Source organism: Jeotgalibacillus sp. R-1-5s-1, from assembly GCF_004405105.1.
GTDB lineage: Bacteria > Bacillota > Bacilli > Bacillales > Jeotgalibacillaceae > Jeotgalibacillus.
Window position 1 is genome coordinate 195698 of the sequence record NZ_SORW01000044.1, and the last position, 17141, is coordinate 212838.

The 17141-nt window shown below is 42.5% G+C and carries 23 protein-coding genes; 15 read left to right on the forward strand and 8 right to left on the reverse strand.

The genetic code is table 11. From position 1 onward, the window contains the following. Window position 1 precedes the first annotated feature (1 nt). The gene (locus tag E2491_RS13760) at window positions 2–475 is read left to right on the forward strand and encodes a glutathione peroxidase (protein WP_134376191.1); all 474 of its coding nucleotides are present in this window, start codon (window positions 2–4) and stop codon (window positions 473–475) included. A gap of 36 nt (window positions 476–511) precedes the next feature. Here the strand turns inward: E2491_RS13760 and E2491_RS13765 are convergent, their stop codons facing one another. Next, the gene (locus E2491_RS13765; RefSeq protein ID WP_134376192.1) at window positions 512–796 is read right to left on the reverse strand and encodes a hypothetical protein; all 285 of its coding nucleotides are present in this window, start codon (window positions 794–796) and stop codon (window positions 512–514) included. A gap of 110 nt (window positions 797–906) precedes the next feature. Between E2491_RS13765 and E2491_RS13770 the strand changes: the two genes are divergently transcribed. Continuing rightward, on the forward strand, window positions 907–1338 hold the full coding sequence (locus E2491_RS13770; RefSeq protein WP_134376256.1) for a DUF1801 domain-containing protein: 432 nt from the start codon (window positions 907–909) through the stop codon (window positions 1336–1338). Continuing rightward, window positions 1335–1736: an RDD family protein gene (locus E2491_RS13775; RefSeq protein ID WP_134376193.1), complete on the forward strand. Its 402-nt coding sequence runs from the start codon at window positions 1335–1337 to the stop codon at window positions 1734–1736. Before E2491_RS13770 ends, E2491_RS13775 begins: the two co-directional genes overlap by 4 nt. A 43-nt stretch (window positions 1737–1779) precedes the next feature. On the opposite strand, the gene E2491_RS13780 is transcribed toward E2491_RS13775, so the two are convergent. Then, the gene (locus tag E2491_RS13780; RefSeq protein WP_134376194.1) at window positions 1780–2325 is read right to left on the reverse strand and encodes a GNAT family N-acetyltransferase; all 546 of its coding nucleotides are present in this window, start codon (window positions 2323–2325) and stop codon (window positions 1780–1782) included. Between the two features lie 162 nt (window positions 2326–2487). Here E2491_RS13780 and E2491_RS13785 point away from each other — a divergent pair, with 162 nt between their 5' ends. Together E2491_RS13785 and E2491_RS13790 are read left to right on the forward strand one after the other, a co-directional pair. Then, complete coding sequence (locus E2491_RS13785; protein WP_134376195.1) at window positions 2488–3192, forward strand: DUF459 domain-containing protein; 705 nt, start codon at window positions 2488–2490, stop codon at window positions 3190–3192. 21 nt (window positions 3193–3213) lie between these two features. Next, on the forward strand, window positions 3214–3957 hold the full coding sequence (locus E2491_RS13790) for a class I SAM-dependent methyltransferase (RefSeq protein ID WP_134376196.1): 744 nt from the start codon (window positions 3214–3216) through the stop codon (window positions 3955–3957). Between the two features lie 677 nt (window positions 3958–4634). On the opposite strand, the gene E2491_RS13795 is transcribed toward E2491_RS13790, so the two are convergent. Continuing rightward, window positions 4635–5189, reverse strand: a complete 555-nt coding sequence (locus E2491_RS13795; protein ID WP_134376197.1) for a hypothetical protein — start codon at window positions 5187–5189, stop codon at window positions 4635–4637. A 35-nt stretch (window positions 5190–5224) separates the two neighbouring features. On the opposite strand from E2491_RS13795, the gene E2491_RS13800 reads away from it, so the two are divergent. The 8 genes from E2491_RS13800 to E2491_RS13835 all read left to right on the forward strand — a co-directional run bounded on the left by E2491_RS13800 (window position 5225) and on the right by E2491_RS13835 (window position 12917). Further along, on the forward strand, window positions 5225–6175 hold the full coding sequence (locus E2491_RS13800; protein ID WP_134376198.1) for a phosphatidate cytidylyltransferase: 951 nt from the start codon (window positions 5225–5227) through the stop codon (window positions 6173–6175). A 72-nt stretch (window positions 6176–6247) separates the two neighbouring features. Next, on the forward strand, window positions 6248–7021 hold the full coding sequence (locus E2491_RS13805; RefSeq protein ID WP_134376199.1) for an arylamine N-acetyltransferase: 774 nt from the start codon (window positions 6248–6250) through the stop codon (window positions 7019–7021). Window positions 7022–7151: 130 nt separating this feature from the next. After that, window positions 7152–7472, forward strand: coding sequence for a thioredoxin family protein (locus E2491_RS13810; protein ID WP_134376200.1), 321 nt, complete (start codon window positions 7152–7154; stop codon window positions 7470–7472). Window positions 7473–7507: 35 nt separating this feature from the next. After that, a complete protein-coding gene (gene copZ, locus E2491_RS13815; RefSeq protein ID WP_134376257.1) occupies window positions 7508–7717 on the forward strand; it encodes a copper chaperone CopZ in 210 nt (69 codons plus the stop codon). Window positions 7718–7805: 88 nt separating this feature from the next. Beyond that, window positions 7806–10220, forward strand: coding sequence for a heavy metal translocating P-type ATPase (locus tag E2491_RS13820; protein ID WP_134376201.1), 2415 nt, complete (start codon window positions 7806–7808; stop codon window positions 10218–10220). A gap of 16 nt (window positions 10221–10236) precedes the next feature. Continuing rightward, complete coding sequence (locus E2491_RS13825; protein WP_244093961.1) at window positions 10237–11121, forward strand: hypothetical protein; 885 nt, start codon at window positions 10237–10239, stop codon at window positions 11119–11121. A gap of 76 nt (window positions 11122–11197) precedes the next feature. Continuing rightward, the gene (locus E2491_RS13830) at window positions 11198–12622 is read left to right on the forward strand and encodes an MATE family efflux transporter (protein WP_134376202.1); all 1425 of its coding nucleotides are present in this window, start codon (window positions 11198–11200) and stop codon (window positions 12620–12622) included. A 16-nt stretch (window positions 12623–12638) separates the two neighbouring features. Next, window positions 12639–12917 carry a glutaredoxin family protein gene (locus E2491_RS13835; protein WP_134376203.1) on the forward strand — a complete coding sequence of 93 codons (279 nt, stop codon included), beginning with the start codon at window positions 12639–12641 and terminating at the stop codon, window positions 12915–12917. A gap of 25 nt (window positions 12918–12942) precedes the next feature. On the opposite strand, the gene E2491_RS13840 is transcribed toward E2491_RS13835, so the two are convergent. Continuing rightward, the gene (locus tag E2491_RS13840; RefSeq protein ID WP_371414481.1) at window positions 12943–13275 is read right to left on the reverse strand and encodes a four-helix bundle copper-binding protein; all 333 of its coding nucleotides are present in this window, start codon (window positions 13273–13275) and stop codon (window positions 12943–12945) included. 148 nt (window positions 13276–13423) lie between these two features. On the opposite strand from E2491_RS13840, the gene E2491_RS13845 reads away from it, so the two are divergent. Then, complete coding sequence (locus E2491_RS13845; protein ID WP_244093962.1) at window positions 13424–14023, forward strand: YdhK family protein; 600 nt, start codon at window positions 13424–13426, stop codon at window positions 14021–14023. 70 nt (window positions 14024–14093) lie between these two features. Here E2491_RS13845 and E2491_RS13850 read toward each other — a convergent pair whose 3' ends face one another. From E2491_RS13850 to E2491_RS13865, 4 genes are all read right to left on the reverse strand, one after another. Next, window positions 14094–14573 carry a GNAT family N-acetyltransferase gene (locus E2491_RS13850; RefSeq protein ID WP_134376205.1) on the reverse strand — a complete coding sequence of 160 codons (480 nt, stop codon included), beginning with the start codon at window positions 14571–14573 and terminating at the stop codon, window positions 14094–14096. 77 nt (window positions 14574–14650) lie between these two features. Next, window positions 14651–15157: a hypothetical protein gene (locus E2491_RS13855; protein ID WP_134376206.1), complete on the reverse strand. Its 507-nt coding sequence runs from the start codon at window positions 15155–15157 to the stop codon at window positions 14651–14653. A 346-nt stretch (window positions 15158–15503) separates the two neighbouring features. Further along, complete coding sequence (locus tag E2491_RS13860; protein ID WP_134376207.1) at window positions 15504–15812, reverse strand: hypothetical protein; 309 nt, start codon at window positions 15810–15812, stop codon at window positions 15504–15506. A 62-nt stretch (window positions 15813–15874) separates the two neighbouring features. Continuing rightward, a complete protein-coding gene (locus E2491_RS13865; protein WP_134376208.1) occupies window positions 15875–16195 on the reverse strand; it encodes a YqfO family protein in 321 nt (106 codons plus the stop codon). A 96-nt stretch (window positions 16196–16291) separates the two neighbouring features. Here E2491_RS13865 and E2491_RS13870 point away from each other — a divergent pair, with 96 nt between their 5' ends. Then, on the forward strand, window positions 16292–16765 hold the full coding sequence (locus E2491_RS13870; RefSeq protein WP_134376209.1) for a GNAT family N-acetyltransferase: 474 nt from the start codon (window positions 16292–16294) through the stop codon (window positions 16763–16765). The last annotated feature ends 376 nt before the right edge of the window (window positions 16766–17141 follow it).

Below are 17141 nucleotides of genomic sequence, written 5' to 3' on the forward strand. Positions count from 1 at the left end.
GATGTCTGTGTATGATTTTATTGTAGATAAACCAAACGGTGAATCGACTAGTCTGAAGGAGTATAGAGGAAAGCCGATGCTGATTGTGAATACGGCAAGTAAGTGCGGACTGACACCTCAGTTTGAAGGGCTTCAAAAGCTGCATGAAACGTATCACAGTGAAGGACTGCAGATTCTTGGATTTCCATGTGATCAGTTTAACAACCAGGAATTCGAAGATATCGAAGAAACGACTGAATTCTGCAAGGTGAATTATGGCGTCACATTTCCGATTTTTGCGAAAGTGAATGTCAACGGGAATGATGCGCACCCTTTATTTGATTATCTGAAGGATCGTCAGAAAGGACTGCTTTCAAAAGAAATCAAATGGAATTTCACTAAGTTTCTCGTAGATCGTGAAGGCAATGTGGTGAAGCGTTTTGCCCCGACGACAACGCCTGACAAAATAGAAGACGAAATTCGTTCAGTTTTATAACTTTTGAAAACTTCGAGCTTAATGTTCGGGGTTTTTTTAACCCTCGAAAGAGTAACCAAAAAGAAAGGATAGCTCCAGTGCAATAAAGATCAAACTGACAATCAGAGTGAGAACAGGCAGAATTCTCCCTGTTCCTTTCTCTTTTATGACACCCAAAATCCCGAAAATAAGTCCAAGCAATCCGGTAAAGGGTGTAATAACGATAAAATATACAATCGCGCCAAATGGGTTCTCAAACGTCAGAAGTGCGAGTGTGAGAAACTGTGTGATGAGGATGAACAACATGACAGCTGCAACCTTACCGGAACGTGAAACAGGCATATCAGATTCCTCCAATCATTTACATAAGCGTAACATGTTCATGAAGCGAATAGGAATAAAATTGAAAGTGCGGTACACTGAATATATACGTAAAAAGGAGGCAATCAATGATGGTTTATGAGCTGAAAACGAAAGAGCATGACGGTGATGTTTTTGAATTTATTGAAGCCGTTGATTCCCCTAAAAAGAGAGAAGACGCCTACCGCCTGCTTGATCTTTTCACTGAAACATCCGGCTATCCGGCAAAAATGTGGGGTCCCAGTATGATCGGCTTTGGATCTTATCATTACAAATATGAGTCCGGTCATGAAGGGGACATGTTTTTAGTTGGATTCTCTCCAAGAAAAGCGAAAATCAGCCTTTACTTTGCAACGGGAGATCCTGATCGCACAGCGCTTCTAGAACGTTTCGGAAAGCATACGACCGGAAAAGCCTGTGTGTATATTAACAAGTTGGATGATGTTGATGAAGAAGTCCTGAAAGAACTCATTTTGCAATCAATGACCTTTTTACAAAAAACGTATCCGGAGGGAACAACATGAAGGATTTAACGAAAAAACGTGCAAAAGCCATCATGATCGATTTTGCTGTTTCAACAGTCGCCACACTTGCCATTGAACAGCTGCTCCGCAGAAAAATCAAAAATGAAGCCTTTCATGCACTTGTGACGCCAACTGTTGTTATGTATGCACTCGAAATCGCCCAGCTGAAAAAGTCCGGTCAGACACTTGGCTACAAAAAGATGGGTCTTGTGCTGGAAAACGAAGACGGGACATTACCTACATCCGAGCAGCTGTTAAAACGCGTGGCCTATCGCGATACAGTTGGCACCATCTCTTATTTGAAGGACCGCGAAGCGTTTGAAGGAGAAGACGGCTCAGTAATGCCTCACGACCGGTTTAGTGGGCTGGTTGTGAAAGAGGTTACTAACAACAAATGATTCGAATTCAATATGAATTTGAATCATTTGTTCTAGGGTTCTTCTAATGACTCTGTTTCCACTGCTCTATTGACAGGGACATGAAAACCTCATCTGCAAATTCACCATGGTTAAGCTCTGTTCTTTCTATGTATTCTTCTGTAAAGCCAGCCTTTTTATATAAGTGCAGGGCACGTGGATTGAATAAAAAAACACTCAATGTTATTTTATCCAGTTTGATTTCCTCAAATAGATACTTGGTGATCAGGGATAGAGCTTCTGTACCGAGGCCTTTGTTGCGTCCTTTTTGTCCAATCAAAATTCTGAAATTCATACTATTTGATGAAAAGTCCAGCTCATTTACCACAACTTCACCGACAACGGATTGTGTTTCGTGATCTACAATAGCCAGATCAATACGATCAGCTTGACTGTTGCGGGTTAGATACCATTGGTTGACTTTTTCCTCATCAAACTCACCTGAACTACCTGTTAATCGAATGACTTCCTGATCTTGCAGTGATATTTTTATAGCTTGGAGATCATCTTCTTTAAAAGGGCGCAAAGTAAGATTTTGTCCTGTTATAACAGGTTTATGTATAAGATCCATAAATAACATCCTTTCAGTTTTGTCTTGATCATATCATAAGCCAGAGGTGTTCCTGATAATGCGTCAGATACGTCGTTTACATAACAATCTCATAACAGCTTCATAAATATCGTTTGCATCCTGACCTTCCGGGGAATCTTGTATTCTTTAGGAGGTTTTTTTATGTCGAAATTTAAAATGTTGTCTCTTGTGGCTCTTATTTTAGCGGCGGCAGGAGGCGTTTACTGGTATACTGATAAAACGATTCAACCGCAGTCCGGTCGTGAGATGGTCGCGCTTGGAGACTCTCTGACCTATGGTGTAGGTGATCAAACGGGGCAGGGGTATGCAGATGAACTGGAGGAGCGTTTAAATGAAACCCAATCGTCTCCCTTAACCGTATATAACTATGGGATCCCGGGCCAGCAGACAGACGGCCTTCTTCAGCAGCTGCAGGATGAGGATGTTAAAAAGACGCTGAAGCATGCGGAATACTTTACAATATTTATTGGCACCAACGACCTGATTAAAACGAATGGAGGAGACTTAAATCCTCTGTATGAAGACCGGATCGAAGCGGGGAAAGCAGATTACAGAAAGAATGTAGAAAAGATTTTATCCATGATCCGTGCAGAAAATCCTGATGCACCCATATTATTTTTAGGGCTGTTTAATCCGTATCCTGAGTCTGAGGAGATTCAGCAGGTTATCACCGAATGGAACGGGTTGACGCAGGAGTTGCTTGCGGATGACGAGCGGGTGAAATTCATCGCGACAGACGGTCTTTTAAAAGAAAAGAGCACCGATTATTTCAGTGATGCACTACACCCTAACAGTAAAGGGTATGAACTAATAACAGATGAAATCATCAGAGAGTATGATTTTTAATAGAAGGAGCGTGTATACGCAATGGAACAGTATTTCCATGAAGCGTTTGGAGGGTTAGTCAGACTTGGACCGGGAAGTGAAGCGTCAACAAAAAAGGCGATTTCTCTTGTCCCGCTGCCAAAAGATCAGGCAATCCGTATTTTAGATATTGGGTGTGGGACAGGCATTCACACAATGCTCCTTGCAGAGGCATTTCCAAAGGCTGATATCACAGCGATTGATATCAGTGAAGAACATTTGGAAGTATTAAAGGAAAAATTGAAAATCTTTCAGCTTGAGGACAGGATTCAGGTGAAAAACCAATCGATGTTTGATCTTGACTACCCGGAAGGTACATTTGACCTGATCTGGTCTGAAGGGACGATCTACATTGCAGGATTTCAGTCTGGGCTGAAGGATTGGCGTTCTCTTTTAAAAGATGGAGGGTATTTATTCTGCAGCGAGATCTCCTGGCTGCATGCCATGCCATCCGAATCAAGCCGCGCCTTCTGGGAACAGGGCTACGCCGAAATGAACACAATCCCAAATAAAATTATTCAGGTTGAAGCGAACCAATATGCGTTTGAAGCCTCGTTTGTTTTACCTAAATCAGACTGGCTTGTTGAATATTACGCGCCACTCGCTGACCGCTTAAAGCAAATGAAGGAAAAATACCCTGAAAACGAAGAAGCGCTGAACGTTGTGGCGATGCTTGAGCAGGAAATCAACCTGTTCAAACAGCATCCGGATGATTACAGCTATGTGTTTTACGGGATGAGGAAATGATGAAGAAGATGAGGACGGAGCGCCTGTGCCATTCAGCGTGCTCTGTCCTTTTTGTATGCGATTTGGAAAAGGGGGACAAAAGAAACAGCTGCTCCGTCCCCTTGAATTGCTCTTAATGGGAATGTACTGTTCACGGTGGTTTTTGTATCGAATCAATTTTTTATTGTTATGTTTCAGTAAATATATGTATTGTTTCAGCTGTTAATTGTATCGTTCCGTGTTCAGAGTGGCATTTTTGTTATGTTTCAACTTTGATATGTAACGTTCACGGGCATATTTGTACTGTTTCAAAATAGAAATGTATTGTTCGGTGTTGAACACACTCTCGTGTAGAGGTTGGTCTGTCCCTGAAATCTACCTGTCAAATTCATGCCAAATTAGTCGTGTGACGAGTGATGGAATCATGTGCAGTTGTGAAGGGATTCCGTCTGGTTGTGAGGGAATTGACATTACGGTATGAAGGAAAACAGTAGCGTGTGAGGCCTAGTGAAGGAATTAATTTTTCAAAAGAAGGAATTAACATGTCAAAAGCCTGAATGATTTTCCAGAAAGAAGGTATTGTTAGCGGTTGAGATGGAATTCCGCGGCGGACGGTCCTGGCCAACAGTGTAGTGTAACCCGTTCCCGCGGCGGACGTCCCGGCCAGCAGCTGCTCTCCATTCCGCGTCAAACCCGCCTCACCCCAAACGCTTCCTCTCCGCAACTGGCGGATACTCCGTCAGCAGCCCTTCATAGATCAATACAGTCTGATCTGATTCCCTGAAATCATTCGGTTCAACAAGTGCAGGGAGCTTATCCCAGAGTCTGATGTCTGCGCGGTGCAAAATGTCTGCGACAAACTGTGAACAGAAATACATCCCGATTGGCTCAAATGGCTCCTTCATCGCCACGCCAAAAACGCCCAGTAAATTATAAATCATCTTACGGTCATTTCGTTTGAACAGTTCAATCAGTCTGACCACCTTGCTGTACTGGCGGTCTGTGACCTCAATTTCATAGACGGCACAGGTGGTTTTCGGAAAGTGCTTATAGGTGCCGTAAAGCACATCTTCCTGTACAAAACCGCCATTTAAGGGGTTATTAGGATTTTTTCGCCCGAAGCTATATAATTGAATTAGCTCTGCATCTAATGAGAGAGAGGAATGGTTGTAGGGGGCTTTTGTGTATTTTTTAATGGTTTTGGTGAAGATCGTTCCCGTGTCTGATAACAGGATATAAATCTTTTTAGCCATGGGATGTCACTCCTTTTATGAATGGGGCTGTCAGTATGAATGATATAGTTCAATACATATACTTTATTTTCCTTCTTTTAATATCGGTCAGTTTACTCGTCTCGTTGATTACCTTTTATCAAAAGAGAAAAAATCATGGCGTTAACAAATATGATGAGCTTGTGATCCGGACACGTCTCTGGTGGGGGATGGCCGTGATCTTCTGTTTGTCGATTGCGTTTCATCCGAATGTATCACTCATGTCATTGATGATTTTATGTTTTCTTGCGCTGAAAGAGTATTTTTCCATGATGGATACGCGGAAGCAGGACCGGAGGATTTTTATCTGGGCCTACCTGGCGATCCCGCTTAACTTTTATTGGATTTATATTGGCTGGTACGGCATGTTTATTGTCTTTATCCCTATCTATGTGTTTTTGTTTCTGCCGCTGGCACGCATTTTCAGAGGCGGGAGTATCGGATTTTTGAAGTCGGTCAGTGTGACGCAATGGGGACTGATGCTGATGGTGTTCGGGATCAGTCACCTCGCCCTTTTTGCAAAAATGCCTGAGATCACGCGGCACGATGTCACGATCGCAACGCAATACGGGGCATTAATGGTGTTGTATCTTGTTCCTCTCACACAAGTAAATGATGTCGTGCATTACATGGTGTCTAAAAAGTTCGGCAGAAGAAAAGTGCTGACGGCTGCAAATCCTAATCTTACATGGGAGGGGTTTGTGTGTGGCGTCATTGCAACGATTCTTTTATCCATAGTCATCGCACCCTATATCACGCCGATGTCGCTCGGTTTCAGTATCGTGTCCGGTCTGATCATCGGGGTAACCGGGTTTTTTGGAACGCTTGTGGTTTCTGTGTTAAAGCGGAACTTCTTCTTTCGTGAAAACGGGGGTAAAGTGGCAGAGAGCAAGTTTATTAATAAAATAGATAGCCTGACTTATACGGCGCCGGTATTTTTCCATCTTGTTTACTATTATATTTTCTAACGAATAAAAAGCTTCCTGTTGGACTGACGCAGCATTGTCTCTTTATCATAAAGTCAGACTGGAGGGAATCGTATGCTGATTGATCGTTTCCTTACATTTCTGGATGTACAGAAAAAGGAGCCGTCTCTTTCTTATTTAAACGAATTGATCCACGCTCATCAAACGAAGGTTAGGTGGGAGACACTATCTAAGTTTATTGATTACGAGAACTTAAGTCCGGCAGACGCTTATCTGCCATCAATGGACTCTTACATTGATCGAATAATCAATAAAGGGGTAGGGGGTACCTGTTATACACTGGCAAGGGGGTTTCATTGGCTTCTTAGTGAGCTTGGTTTTGATGTGAATTATTTATTTGTGGAGCCAAATCATTTATGCCTGAGAGTGGATCTCGAAGGGGAACCTTATTACGTGGATGTTGGATACAGTGCGCCTTTATTTAAAGCCTATCCTATGTTTGAATCCTTTGAAGTTGTGGCGCCGGCAGAAACTTTTACTTATACGGTAATGGAGTCAAAGATACTCGTTGAAAGAAGTCCTGGTCCTACTAAAACCCTTAACCCTGAGCCTGTTTCATGGCAGGAAATTGAAGCCCATATTAAAGGAACGTATGACTGGAAAGACGGCTTTGCTTTTCAATCGCTAAAGCTTTTTGGATACCTGGATGGGGTGCCTGTATCGTTGCGTAATCATGAGCTTCGTATTTTCAGGGAATCAGGCTTCGAGGATCACATGCTGAATCCGGAAGAGGTAATGGGTTGGGTGAGAAAATTTGAAGTTAATGAGGAATTTTACAAAAAAGCTGTGAGCATTTTTGTAAAAAGAAAAAATGTTAAACCATACTGATACATCCAGCCCTTGATCCGAAAGGTTTTCAGGGGCTGAAATTATTTTTGAGCTTTCCTGTTTACAAAAAAGGAAAAGGGGTGTATATTAAATATACCCACACGGGGTATATGGAGAGGGAGGTGAAGAAATGGTGCAAATAACAGCTAATCAATTTTACGATCAAATGAAACTGATGGATCAACCTGTTGTTTTGAAGTTTTCAGCAGACTGGTGTTCAGGCTGTCGTCAAATTGCCCCTGTGGCTGAAGCAGTATCAGAGGAATATAGTGATTCAGTCAAATTCTACGAGGTTAATGTGGATCAGGAACCTGAATTAGCTGAACAGTTCGGTGTCATGAGTCTGCCAACCTTCATTGCATTTAAAGATGGTGAAGAGACAGGCAGAGAGGTTGCACCTTCTGCTTCAGAAGACACATTAAAAGCGTTTATAAAAAATTTTACAAAATAATATACCCTATAGCGGTATATGCGGAGGGATTTATGATGACAAATCAAACATTACAGGTAAAAGGAATGTCTTGTGGCCATTGCGTGAAATCAATTGAAGGAAATGTTGGAGAGCTTCAGGGTGTAGAAAGTGTAAAAGTTAACCTGTCTTCAGGAAAAGTGGATGTTGTGTTTCAATCCTCAGAGGTTAAATTAGAGCAGATCATTGCAACCATTGAAGATTCAGGCTATGAGGTCCAGCAATAAAAACAAAATAAATCGTGCTGCATAAAGTCAGCACGATTTATTTAAAAATAAAATATACCCCATATGGGTATATAAGAGGTGAAGAACTATGAGTGATTTTAAGGAAGCCAGCCTTCGTATTGAAGGGATGACATGTGCGTCGTGTGCGATCAGAATCGAGAAAGGATTAAAGAAAATTACGGGTGTGAAGGAAGCTGCGGTTAACTTTGCTGTGGAGAAAACAACTATCGTTTATGATGATCAACTGACGAGTCTGCGGGAGATGGAGCAAAAAATCGAATCACTCGGATATAAGGTAGTGAATCAAAAAGCTGAGTTTAGTATCACGGGAATGACGTGTGCAGCATGTGCAAACAAAATTGAGAAGACGTTAAACAAAATGGATGGCGTTCAATCAGCAGTTGTTAATTTTGCCATGGAATCTGTCCAGGTACATTATCGCCCGGAAGATACATCCTTTTCAGATATGCAGAAAGCTGTGAAGAAACTTGGATATGAACTTCATCAAAAATCACAGGATGCAACTGGTGAAGCAGATTATAGAGAGAAGGAGATTGCAAGACAACAAAGCCGTTTTATCTTCTCTAGTATTTTGTCTGTTCCTCTGCTCTGGGCAATGGTAAGCCATTTTGAGTTCACATCATTTATATGGTTACCTGAAATGTTTATGAATCCATGGGTTCAGCTGGCACTTGCAACACCTGTTCAATTTATCGTGGGTGGTCAGTTTTACAAAGGAGCCTATAAAGCACTAAAGAATAAGAGTGCCAATATGGACGTGCTGGTAGCGTTGGGAACCTCGGCTGCATATTTTTACAGCATTTATCTGAGTGTTCTTTCAATCGGATCAACCGGTCATATGGTCGAGCTTTATTTCGAAACGAGTGCGGTATTGATTACATTAATTATTTTAGGAAAGCTGTTTGAAGCGAAAGCGAAGGGACGATCTTCTGAAGCGATTAAAAAGCTGATGGGTCTTCAGGCAAAAACAGCCACTGTTTATCGTGATGGACAGGAGCTTCAGATCCCTATCGAAGAGGTTATAACCGGTGACATCATCTCTATAAAACCAGGTGAAAAAGTACCGGTGGACGGTATTATTCTGGAAGGGAGATCTGCGTTTGATGAATCCATGATTACTGGCGAAAGTCTTCCCGTGGATAAAGTCACGGGAGATGAAGTCATTGGCGCGACAGTCAACAAAAATGGATTTATCAAAATCAAAGCAACCAAGGTTGGGAAAGATACTGCGCTGTCACAGATTATCCGCGTTGTTGAAGAGGCACAGGGATCGAAAGCGCCGATCCAGAGGCTCGCAGACAGTATCTCTGGGGTTTTTGTTCCAATCGTTGTAGGGATTGCGTTTATAACCTTCTTCGTCTGGTATCTGGTCATTGACCAGGGTAATTTTGCAGGAGCACTTGAGAAACTGATTGCCGTTCTGGTTATCGCCTGCCCATGTGCGCTTGGTTTAGCAACGCCTACAAGTATTATGGCAGGTTCAGGACGCGCTGCAGAAGCAGGCATTTTATTTAAAGGCGGCGAGCACCTTGAAACCGCACACCGGATTGATACCGTTGTACTTGATAAAACAGGAACAGTAACCAATGGTAAACCTGTATTGACAGATGTGTATCTCACTTCCGGACACAACGAAGCAGAGGTGCTGCGCCTGGTTGGATCAGCAGAGCAGCCGTCAGAGCACCCTCTGGCTGAAGCGATTGTTGAAGGGATCAAAGAAAAAGGAATTTCACTTGAAAAGACCGATGAATTTGAAAACATCCCTGGTTACGGAATTATCGCAGCGGTTGCAGGAAAAAAGGTGATTGCCGGAACGAGAAAGCTGATGAAGGAGCACGATATTTCCTTTGAGGATCATTTATCAACAGTAACGAATTTCGAAAAAGAAGGCAAGACAGCAATGCTGATCGCAATTGATGGAGGATTTGCAGGCATTATCGCCGTAGCTGATACTGTAAAGGATTCATCTGCCAAAGCCATCTCAAGATTAAAAGAAATGGGAATGGAAGTCATTATGATGACAGGTGATAATCCACAGACTGCACAAGCGATTGCAGCAAGTGTGGGTATCGATCGTGTCATTGCAGAGGTTCTGCCCGAAGGTAAGGCCGAGGAAGTCAAAAAACTTCAGCAGGCCGGGAAAAAAGTGGCGATGGTCGGAGACGGAATTAATGATGCTCCTGCTCTTGCAACCGCAGATATTGGAATGGCGATCGGTACAGGAACAGATGTCGCGATGGAGGCGGCAGATATTACATTAATCAGAGGAGATCTGATGAGTGTCGGGGATGCCCTGTTCATGAGTAAGAAAACGATTAGAAATATTAAGCAGAACTTGTTCTGGGCATTTGCCTATAACAGCTTGGGTGTACCGATTGCAGCAGCAGGATTCCTTGCTCCATGGCTTGCCGGTGCAGCAATGGCATTCAGTTCAGTATCCGTTGTGCTGAATGCGCTGAGACTTCAAAAAGTAAAGCTGTAACATGACAGGAGTGAAGATGATGAAAAAATCAGTAAAAATATGGACTGTTTCCGGTATAGCTTATTTAGGGCTGGTTATAATTGGGTATAGTCTTTTTGTGGGGAATGAAGAAGAGCCCCACTCTGATGCTCATGAAGAAACAGCAATGGAAGTACAAGGAGATTCACATGAACATGAAGCTAATCAAAATGAAAAGGAGAATGAACAGATGGAAAATCATCAGCACCATCAGCACGCGGCACATAACGATCATGCAGCAGTTGAAAATGAGGTATCTGTAACAGCAGCGTATGAGGATGGAAAGATTGTGGTGGAACTAAAGGACCCGGAAGGTAATGCGCCGGTTCTTGAAACAAATCATGAAAAAGACCTTCACTTAATTGTAGTGAAAAGTGATTTAAGTGAGTATCGTCACCTTCATCCGGTCAGCAAAGAGAACGGCGTTTTTGAGCAGGCCTATGAGTTATCTGACGGAATGTATAAAGTCTTTGTAGATATAAAACCTAAAGGACTTGCCTATCAGGTCAAACCTGTTGAACTGCATGTGGGTGAACATCAGAATCATTCAGCTGATAATGATCTCTCAGTAGATACAGAGTTTGAAAAAACAGTAGATGGACGCACTGTAGCGCTTTCGGTTAACTCCTTAAAAGTAAATGAGCCAACAGTTTTCACATATACAAGTAAAGATGGGAAGCCTGATCCGTATCTTGGCGCATTGGGTCACGTGGTGATTCTGGATGAGGATGCAGAGGAGTTTATTCATGTTCACCCTTCCTCAGAGGATGAAACCGTTTTTGAAACCCGCTTCAGCAAGCCGGGCATTTACAAGGTATGGGGAGAATTTATGTTCGGTGAACAGGTCCATGTGTATCCATTTGTTATAGAAGTAACTGAATAAGGCTGGAGCCATACAATTCTGTATGGCTTCCTGTAATCATTTTTATACCCCGTAAAGGTATAAAGGGAGTGAGGAAATGGACACAACACAGGTGCTTGATGAAGTTTCACCAAGAAAGGATAAAATAAAAGTCATTCTACTGTTGGCCATTCCGGCAGTGGCAGAAAACTTTTTTCAAACCGTACTGGGATTTGTTGATACACTGTTTGTATCTCAAATCGGGCTGGCAGAAGTTTCGGCAGTAGGCGTAACGAATGCCATCTTGGCCATTTATTTTGCTGTTTTTATGGCAGTGGGTGTCGCTGTTAATGTTTACGTGGCGAATAATTTAGGAGCAGGCAAAGTAGAAAGGGCACGTCATATTGCCCAGCAGGCTGTTATCTTATCCGTTTTACTCGGAGTCTTGTTTGGACTGGTGACATTATTCTTCGCTGAACCGCTGCTTTTGCTGATGGGGATCGAAGAAGAGGTGCTTGCTGCAGCGAGTATTTACTTTAAGGTAGTAGGAATACCCTCTGTTTTCATGTCACTGATGTTTGCATTGAGCAGTATTTTAAGAGGAGCTGGAGATACGACGTCACCAATGAAAGTCAGTATCGCTGTTAACTTGATTAACATTATGCTGGATTATGTTTTTATCTTCGGTTTCTGGATGATTCCAGGCATGGGCATTCTCGGTGCAGCGCTTGCAACAGTAATGGCAAGAATAGCCGGAACTGTATTACTACTCCGTTATATACGCAAAACATCAACGGTTTCGTTTCGCAGAGATTTCTGGAAGCCGGACTGGGAGCATCAGCTGGAGCTGTTGAATCTGGGAAGTCCGGCTGCAATGGAGAGACTTGTCATGAGGGCCGGACAGATCGTGTATTTCGGATTTATTGTTGCACTGGGTACGAGTACTTTTGCTGCACACCAGATTGCCGGAAATCTTGAAGTGTTTTCTTACATGCTGGCCTACGGTTTTGCAACAGCGGCAACGATCCTTGTCGGTAAACATATTGGTGCTAACGATCATCAGGCTGCGAAGGAATATGCAAAATTAAGTACGTATCTGGCAATTGGTTTCATGTCATTTTTCGGATTACTGCTATTCTTTTTCGGAGGATGGGCAGGTACTTTATTTACAGACGATCAGCAGGTCATCGCAGATATTGATATTGCATTGAAAATTGCTGCCATCTTCCAGCCGTTTTTAGCTGTCGTGTTAGTTTTAACAGGTGGATTTCAGGGAGCGAACAATACAAAGTTTCCCATGTATTTGACAACGATCGGTATGTGGACGATACGTACAGGTGCTGTTTATCTTCTCGCGATCACATTTGAGATGGGGATTGCAGGAGTCTGGATCGCAATTGGACTTGATATTATTTTCCGGGCCATTGTGCTATGGATCCGATTTACAAAGGACCGCTGGATTTCTGTTAAAAAAGAAAAGTTGTCTCCCTGTCACCCGAAAACGAGAAACGCCAGATTATCAAGATGTGTAAACAATTATTAGAAAAGAGGGAATCGGCATGAAGCTGACACTTTATACAAGACCAACCTGTTCGGATTGTCAGCAGGCGAAGAAATACTTGAAGGAAGAAAGCATCCCTTATACAGAAATTGATCTGTCGAATCAGCCTGACAAGGAAGGTGAACTGAGGGCTGTGACAGGAACGGGCATTGTTCCGGCTTTTGTTTTTTCAAAACAATTGTTTTTTGGCATTAAAGTAAAGAGAGACGTTTATATAGGATTCGAACGCAATGAAGCCGCAGTCAGAAAATTATCGCAAGCCATAAAGAGCGGCTGAGGCCGCTCTTTATGGCTTGCTGGAGTTATGCTGCCATCTGACGGCAGGCGTCGGCACACTTGCGGCAGGCTTCAGCACATGCCTGACAATGGTCATGATCATGCTTGGCGCACTCATCAGCACACGCGTCACAAATCTCTGCACACAATCCACAGATTTCTCTCACGTGCGGGCTGTTCGTTTGCATAGCTGTGATCGCAAGCTGACATACATCGGCGCATTCCCGATCCAATCGGATACACGCCGCCATCATTTTAACATCCTCTTCATTCAAACAGGCGGAAAAACACCTATTACAGGCTTCCAAACATTCCTGGCAGGCTTTCAGACAGTCTTCAAATTGATGGCTCATCTTCATTTCCTCCTCTAAAATAAGTACTAGTGTAGGAATTCCCGACTATTTATAAGATAAACGAATATTTGATCATTTTTACCAGAGGATGTGTTCAAATATACGTATAAGGGGTATAATGAAATCGAAAACATTTATGATGGAGGGAACAACCTTGAAAATAAAAAATACGTTTTTAACTGGAGCCTGTATTTTAGCAGTCAGTGCATTATTAGCTGCTTGCGGAGCTGATGATCAAGCAAATGAAGATCAGATGATGGAAATGGAATCTGAAGAAATGGATCATTCTGACATGGATCATTCTGACATGGATCACTCCGGCATGGAGATGTCCGGTTCAGGTGAGGTGCCTGAAGGACTCGAGGAAGCAGCTGATCCGGCCTTTGAAGTAGGCAGCACAGCCATTATTACTGATGCACATATGCCAGGTATGGAGGGAGCAGAAGCAACGATTGTTGGCGCGTATGATACAGTCGTCTACACCATTTCCTATGATCCAACCACAGGTGGCGAACGCGTAGAAGACCACAAATGGATCATCCATGAAGAAATCGCAGATGCACAGGAAGAACCTTACGAAGAAGGCGATGAAGTAACCGTCGAAGCCACACACATGGAAGGCATGGAAGGCGCTACAGCTGAAATCGACTCCGCTGAACAAACCACCGTTTACATGGTCGACTTCACACTTGAAAACGGAGAAGAAGTCACAAACCACAAATGGGTAACAGAGAGTGAATTGTCTGCTGAATAAGACTAACATGTTCAAAAGGAGTCCTGATATACGGGCTCCTTTTTCTATGACGACAAATGATTATCTCGTCTCATTCATTAAATTTAAACTCCATTTTACGACTCATCGTCGTCATGCCGAGCGATTCATAAAATTCAATTGCGGATGTATTTGCCTCTGACACACCCAATTCAATACTGCTAACTCCAAGACTTCTTCCAAAATCAAATACGTATTTTGTCAGCTTTTTACCGATTCCTTTTTTTCTATGGATTTCAGAAACGCATAAACTCTGTATGTATAAAACTTTCCTTGCCTTAACAAAAGTATTCTCATTTATTTCTTCTTCCTTCGTCACGATCACACCAGCGATATCTTCAGCAATCACAGCGACAAATATATGCTGTTTATCATCCAGTAGCTGACTTTCGAAAAACGCCTGTTCAACTGGGGTTGCATTCTCTTTATATATATCCGGCCTTGCTGAAACGTGAAAATCGTGTACCTGCTTAAATAAAGGCAGTAGTGACTTGTAATCATTTTGTTTGGCGGTCCGAATCATTATATTCATAACTGTTACCTCTCAATTTGCTTTCTGCTGTTGTGTAGACTTCAGAGACAGACCCCAACTCTACACGATTAATCAATCTATTGAACCGGAGTGAGTGAGATTTCCTCGTAGGGTACTTTGATCAGGGCGTAAAAGAATCGATCGTCACCACGGAGCCTCAGGTTTCTTTCTTCACCATCCCCTGAAAGCTTCATTTCCTGAATGGTGTGATCGAAAGCTTTGCCAGTGAGAATAGAGGCGGATATTCCACTGTCTGTTTGAAATGGAAATGCGGCAGTAGAGTAAGGTAACTCGCCCTCAACTTCAAAGTTAACGATCGGATCGGTTCTTTTCCAACTGTATGCACCATCTTTTTCAATGATATTTCCAATGCCAAGCCCACTTGAACTTTCATAGAAAACAAATGTTTCACCTTGAAATTTCTCTGTGCTTAAAACTGATTCAAGACCAGCCCCCTCTTGTGCCAAGCCAGATTCAATCGCTTCATTTTGTGTGTCAAACCACTCCGCTGTATTTTCATTGATGCATCCGGCAATGAAGAGAGCGAAAGATAAGATGAAAAAGATAAACCAGATTCTTTTCAAACAATTCACTCCGTTTCTTTGAAGATTGCAACGATCGGTGTGGATAAGAAAAAAGGATAATTCAAGCTACCTCAAACTATCATTATTTTCTAAACTTCTTCCTTACTTTGTATTGTTGGACAGTTAATATCCAGAAAACAGCAGAAAAGATTAAAATAATGATGAGATTTTTCACATTAATATCAATCCCCATGACCAAGCTGAATAAAAGTAAAAACCCATAAAACAAGATAGTTACATCTAAAAACGAAGGCTTTAAAATCACTTTTCACTCCTTTTTGACAGGGGGCAGTTTACTGTAGACTTCAGGGACAGACCCCAACTCTACAGTAAAGAGACCCCAAGTCTACGCTGTTCTCTTCATGCTGCGTTGATGTCTAACAAGTGCAAATGCATTAAATAATATTGTGAAAGCAATAAGGACTGATGACGCTACAACCACGGCTCTGATTTCTGAGAGTGCGGACCAGTCTTCGATATTCACCAGGTGCTGTTCGTAAAGAAATTGGAACAGAAGTGCGATCGTGCAGGCAGTGAAACTCGCAAAAATTGTCATGGATATTGATATTTTAGGTTTCCTTGATGCCAGGAACACAAGTGGAATTGCCCACGCAATCAGTCCGAGTAGTAAGCTTCCAAGATTTAAATAACCCATTATTTTTTTGCCTCCTATATATTTTGTAAATGTAGACTTCAGGGACAGACCTCAAGTCTACGCTAATCCAACAACGGAATGATGTACATTACTGCTTCTTCGTATGGGTGAATGTCTTTAACGATTTGTTTTGCCAGTGCAAGTTTGTCAATTGGGCATCTGAACTCCATTTTGCATTCTTCTCCGAAGGATATTTCGTTTTGATTTCCGTTGAAAGGTTTGGCGGTGTTTAGTGGCCGCCAGTAGCCTTTTGTATGAGTATAGGACAGAACATGGTCGTAATGTCCGACATGCAAAATGCCGGCATCATTCAGACGGTTTCGTAACGGAATTATGATGTCCTCAGGGAGTAATACTTCAATTTTTACAAATGAGAATCTCAACTTCCTCTATCCTTTCATCGCTTTTTCCTGATATAGTCATTAGTATACTAAAATGAGGAAAAAGTTTCATAATCCGTTTAAAAAGTTGGTGTGAAGATGAATATTTTTCTTGTAGCGTTGAACGATGCTGATTTAAAAGCAGTTTATGAGTTTGAAAAAATGAACCGTGCTTATTTCGCCCGGTTTATTCCGGACAGAGGGGATGACTATTTTGAACAGGACTTTTTCCGGGAGCAGTACCAGTATCTGTTAAATGAGCAGCTTGAAGGACAGTCTGAATTTTATCTGATCAAAAACGATCGTGGCCGGGTTATTGGCCGGATGAATGTCGTTGAGATTAAAAACGCACGCGGTTTTCTTGGCTATCGCATTGGTGAGTCTGATGCAGGAAAAGGGGTAGCGTCTACTGCGCTTGAGCAGCTTCTCAGGAAAGACCTGAGCGTAACGAGGATGATTGGCAAAACAACTCCGGACAATATCGGCTCCCAGCGCGTCATGGAAAAGAACGGCTTCCGCAGGACACATGAGGACGATGACTTTGTTTATTTTGAATGGATGAAGATGAGCTGAGTGAAGAGTGGGGGTCTGTCCCTGGGTCTACGCTAAATGGGAATGTACGGTTCACGGCAGTTTTTGTATCGAATCAACTTTTTATTGTCGTGTTCCAGAAAATATATGTATCGTTCCAGATTTTTATTGTATCGTTCACCTTTTACCAGAGAGTTTTTGTTTTGTTCGACACTTGAATTGTATCGCTAGCCATCATAATTGTACTGTTTCAAAATGGAAATGTATCGTTCCGTTGTTCCACACAACCGTAGAGTCAGTGTCTGTCCCTAAACCCTACAATAAAGGGGGACAGAGCCTGGCGAAAGGAACGGCCGCTCCGTCCCCGCGACTCTCCATCTCTTGACAATCTCCAACGACTTAGCATAAGCTATGTCTA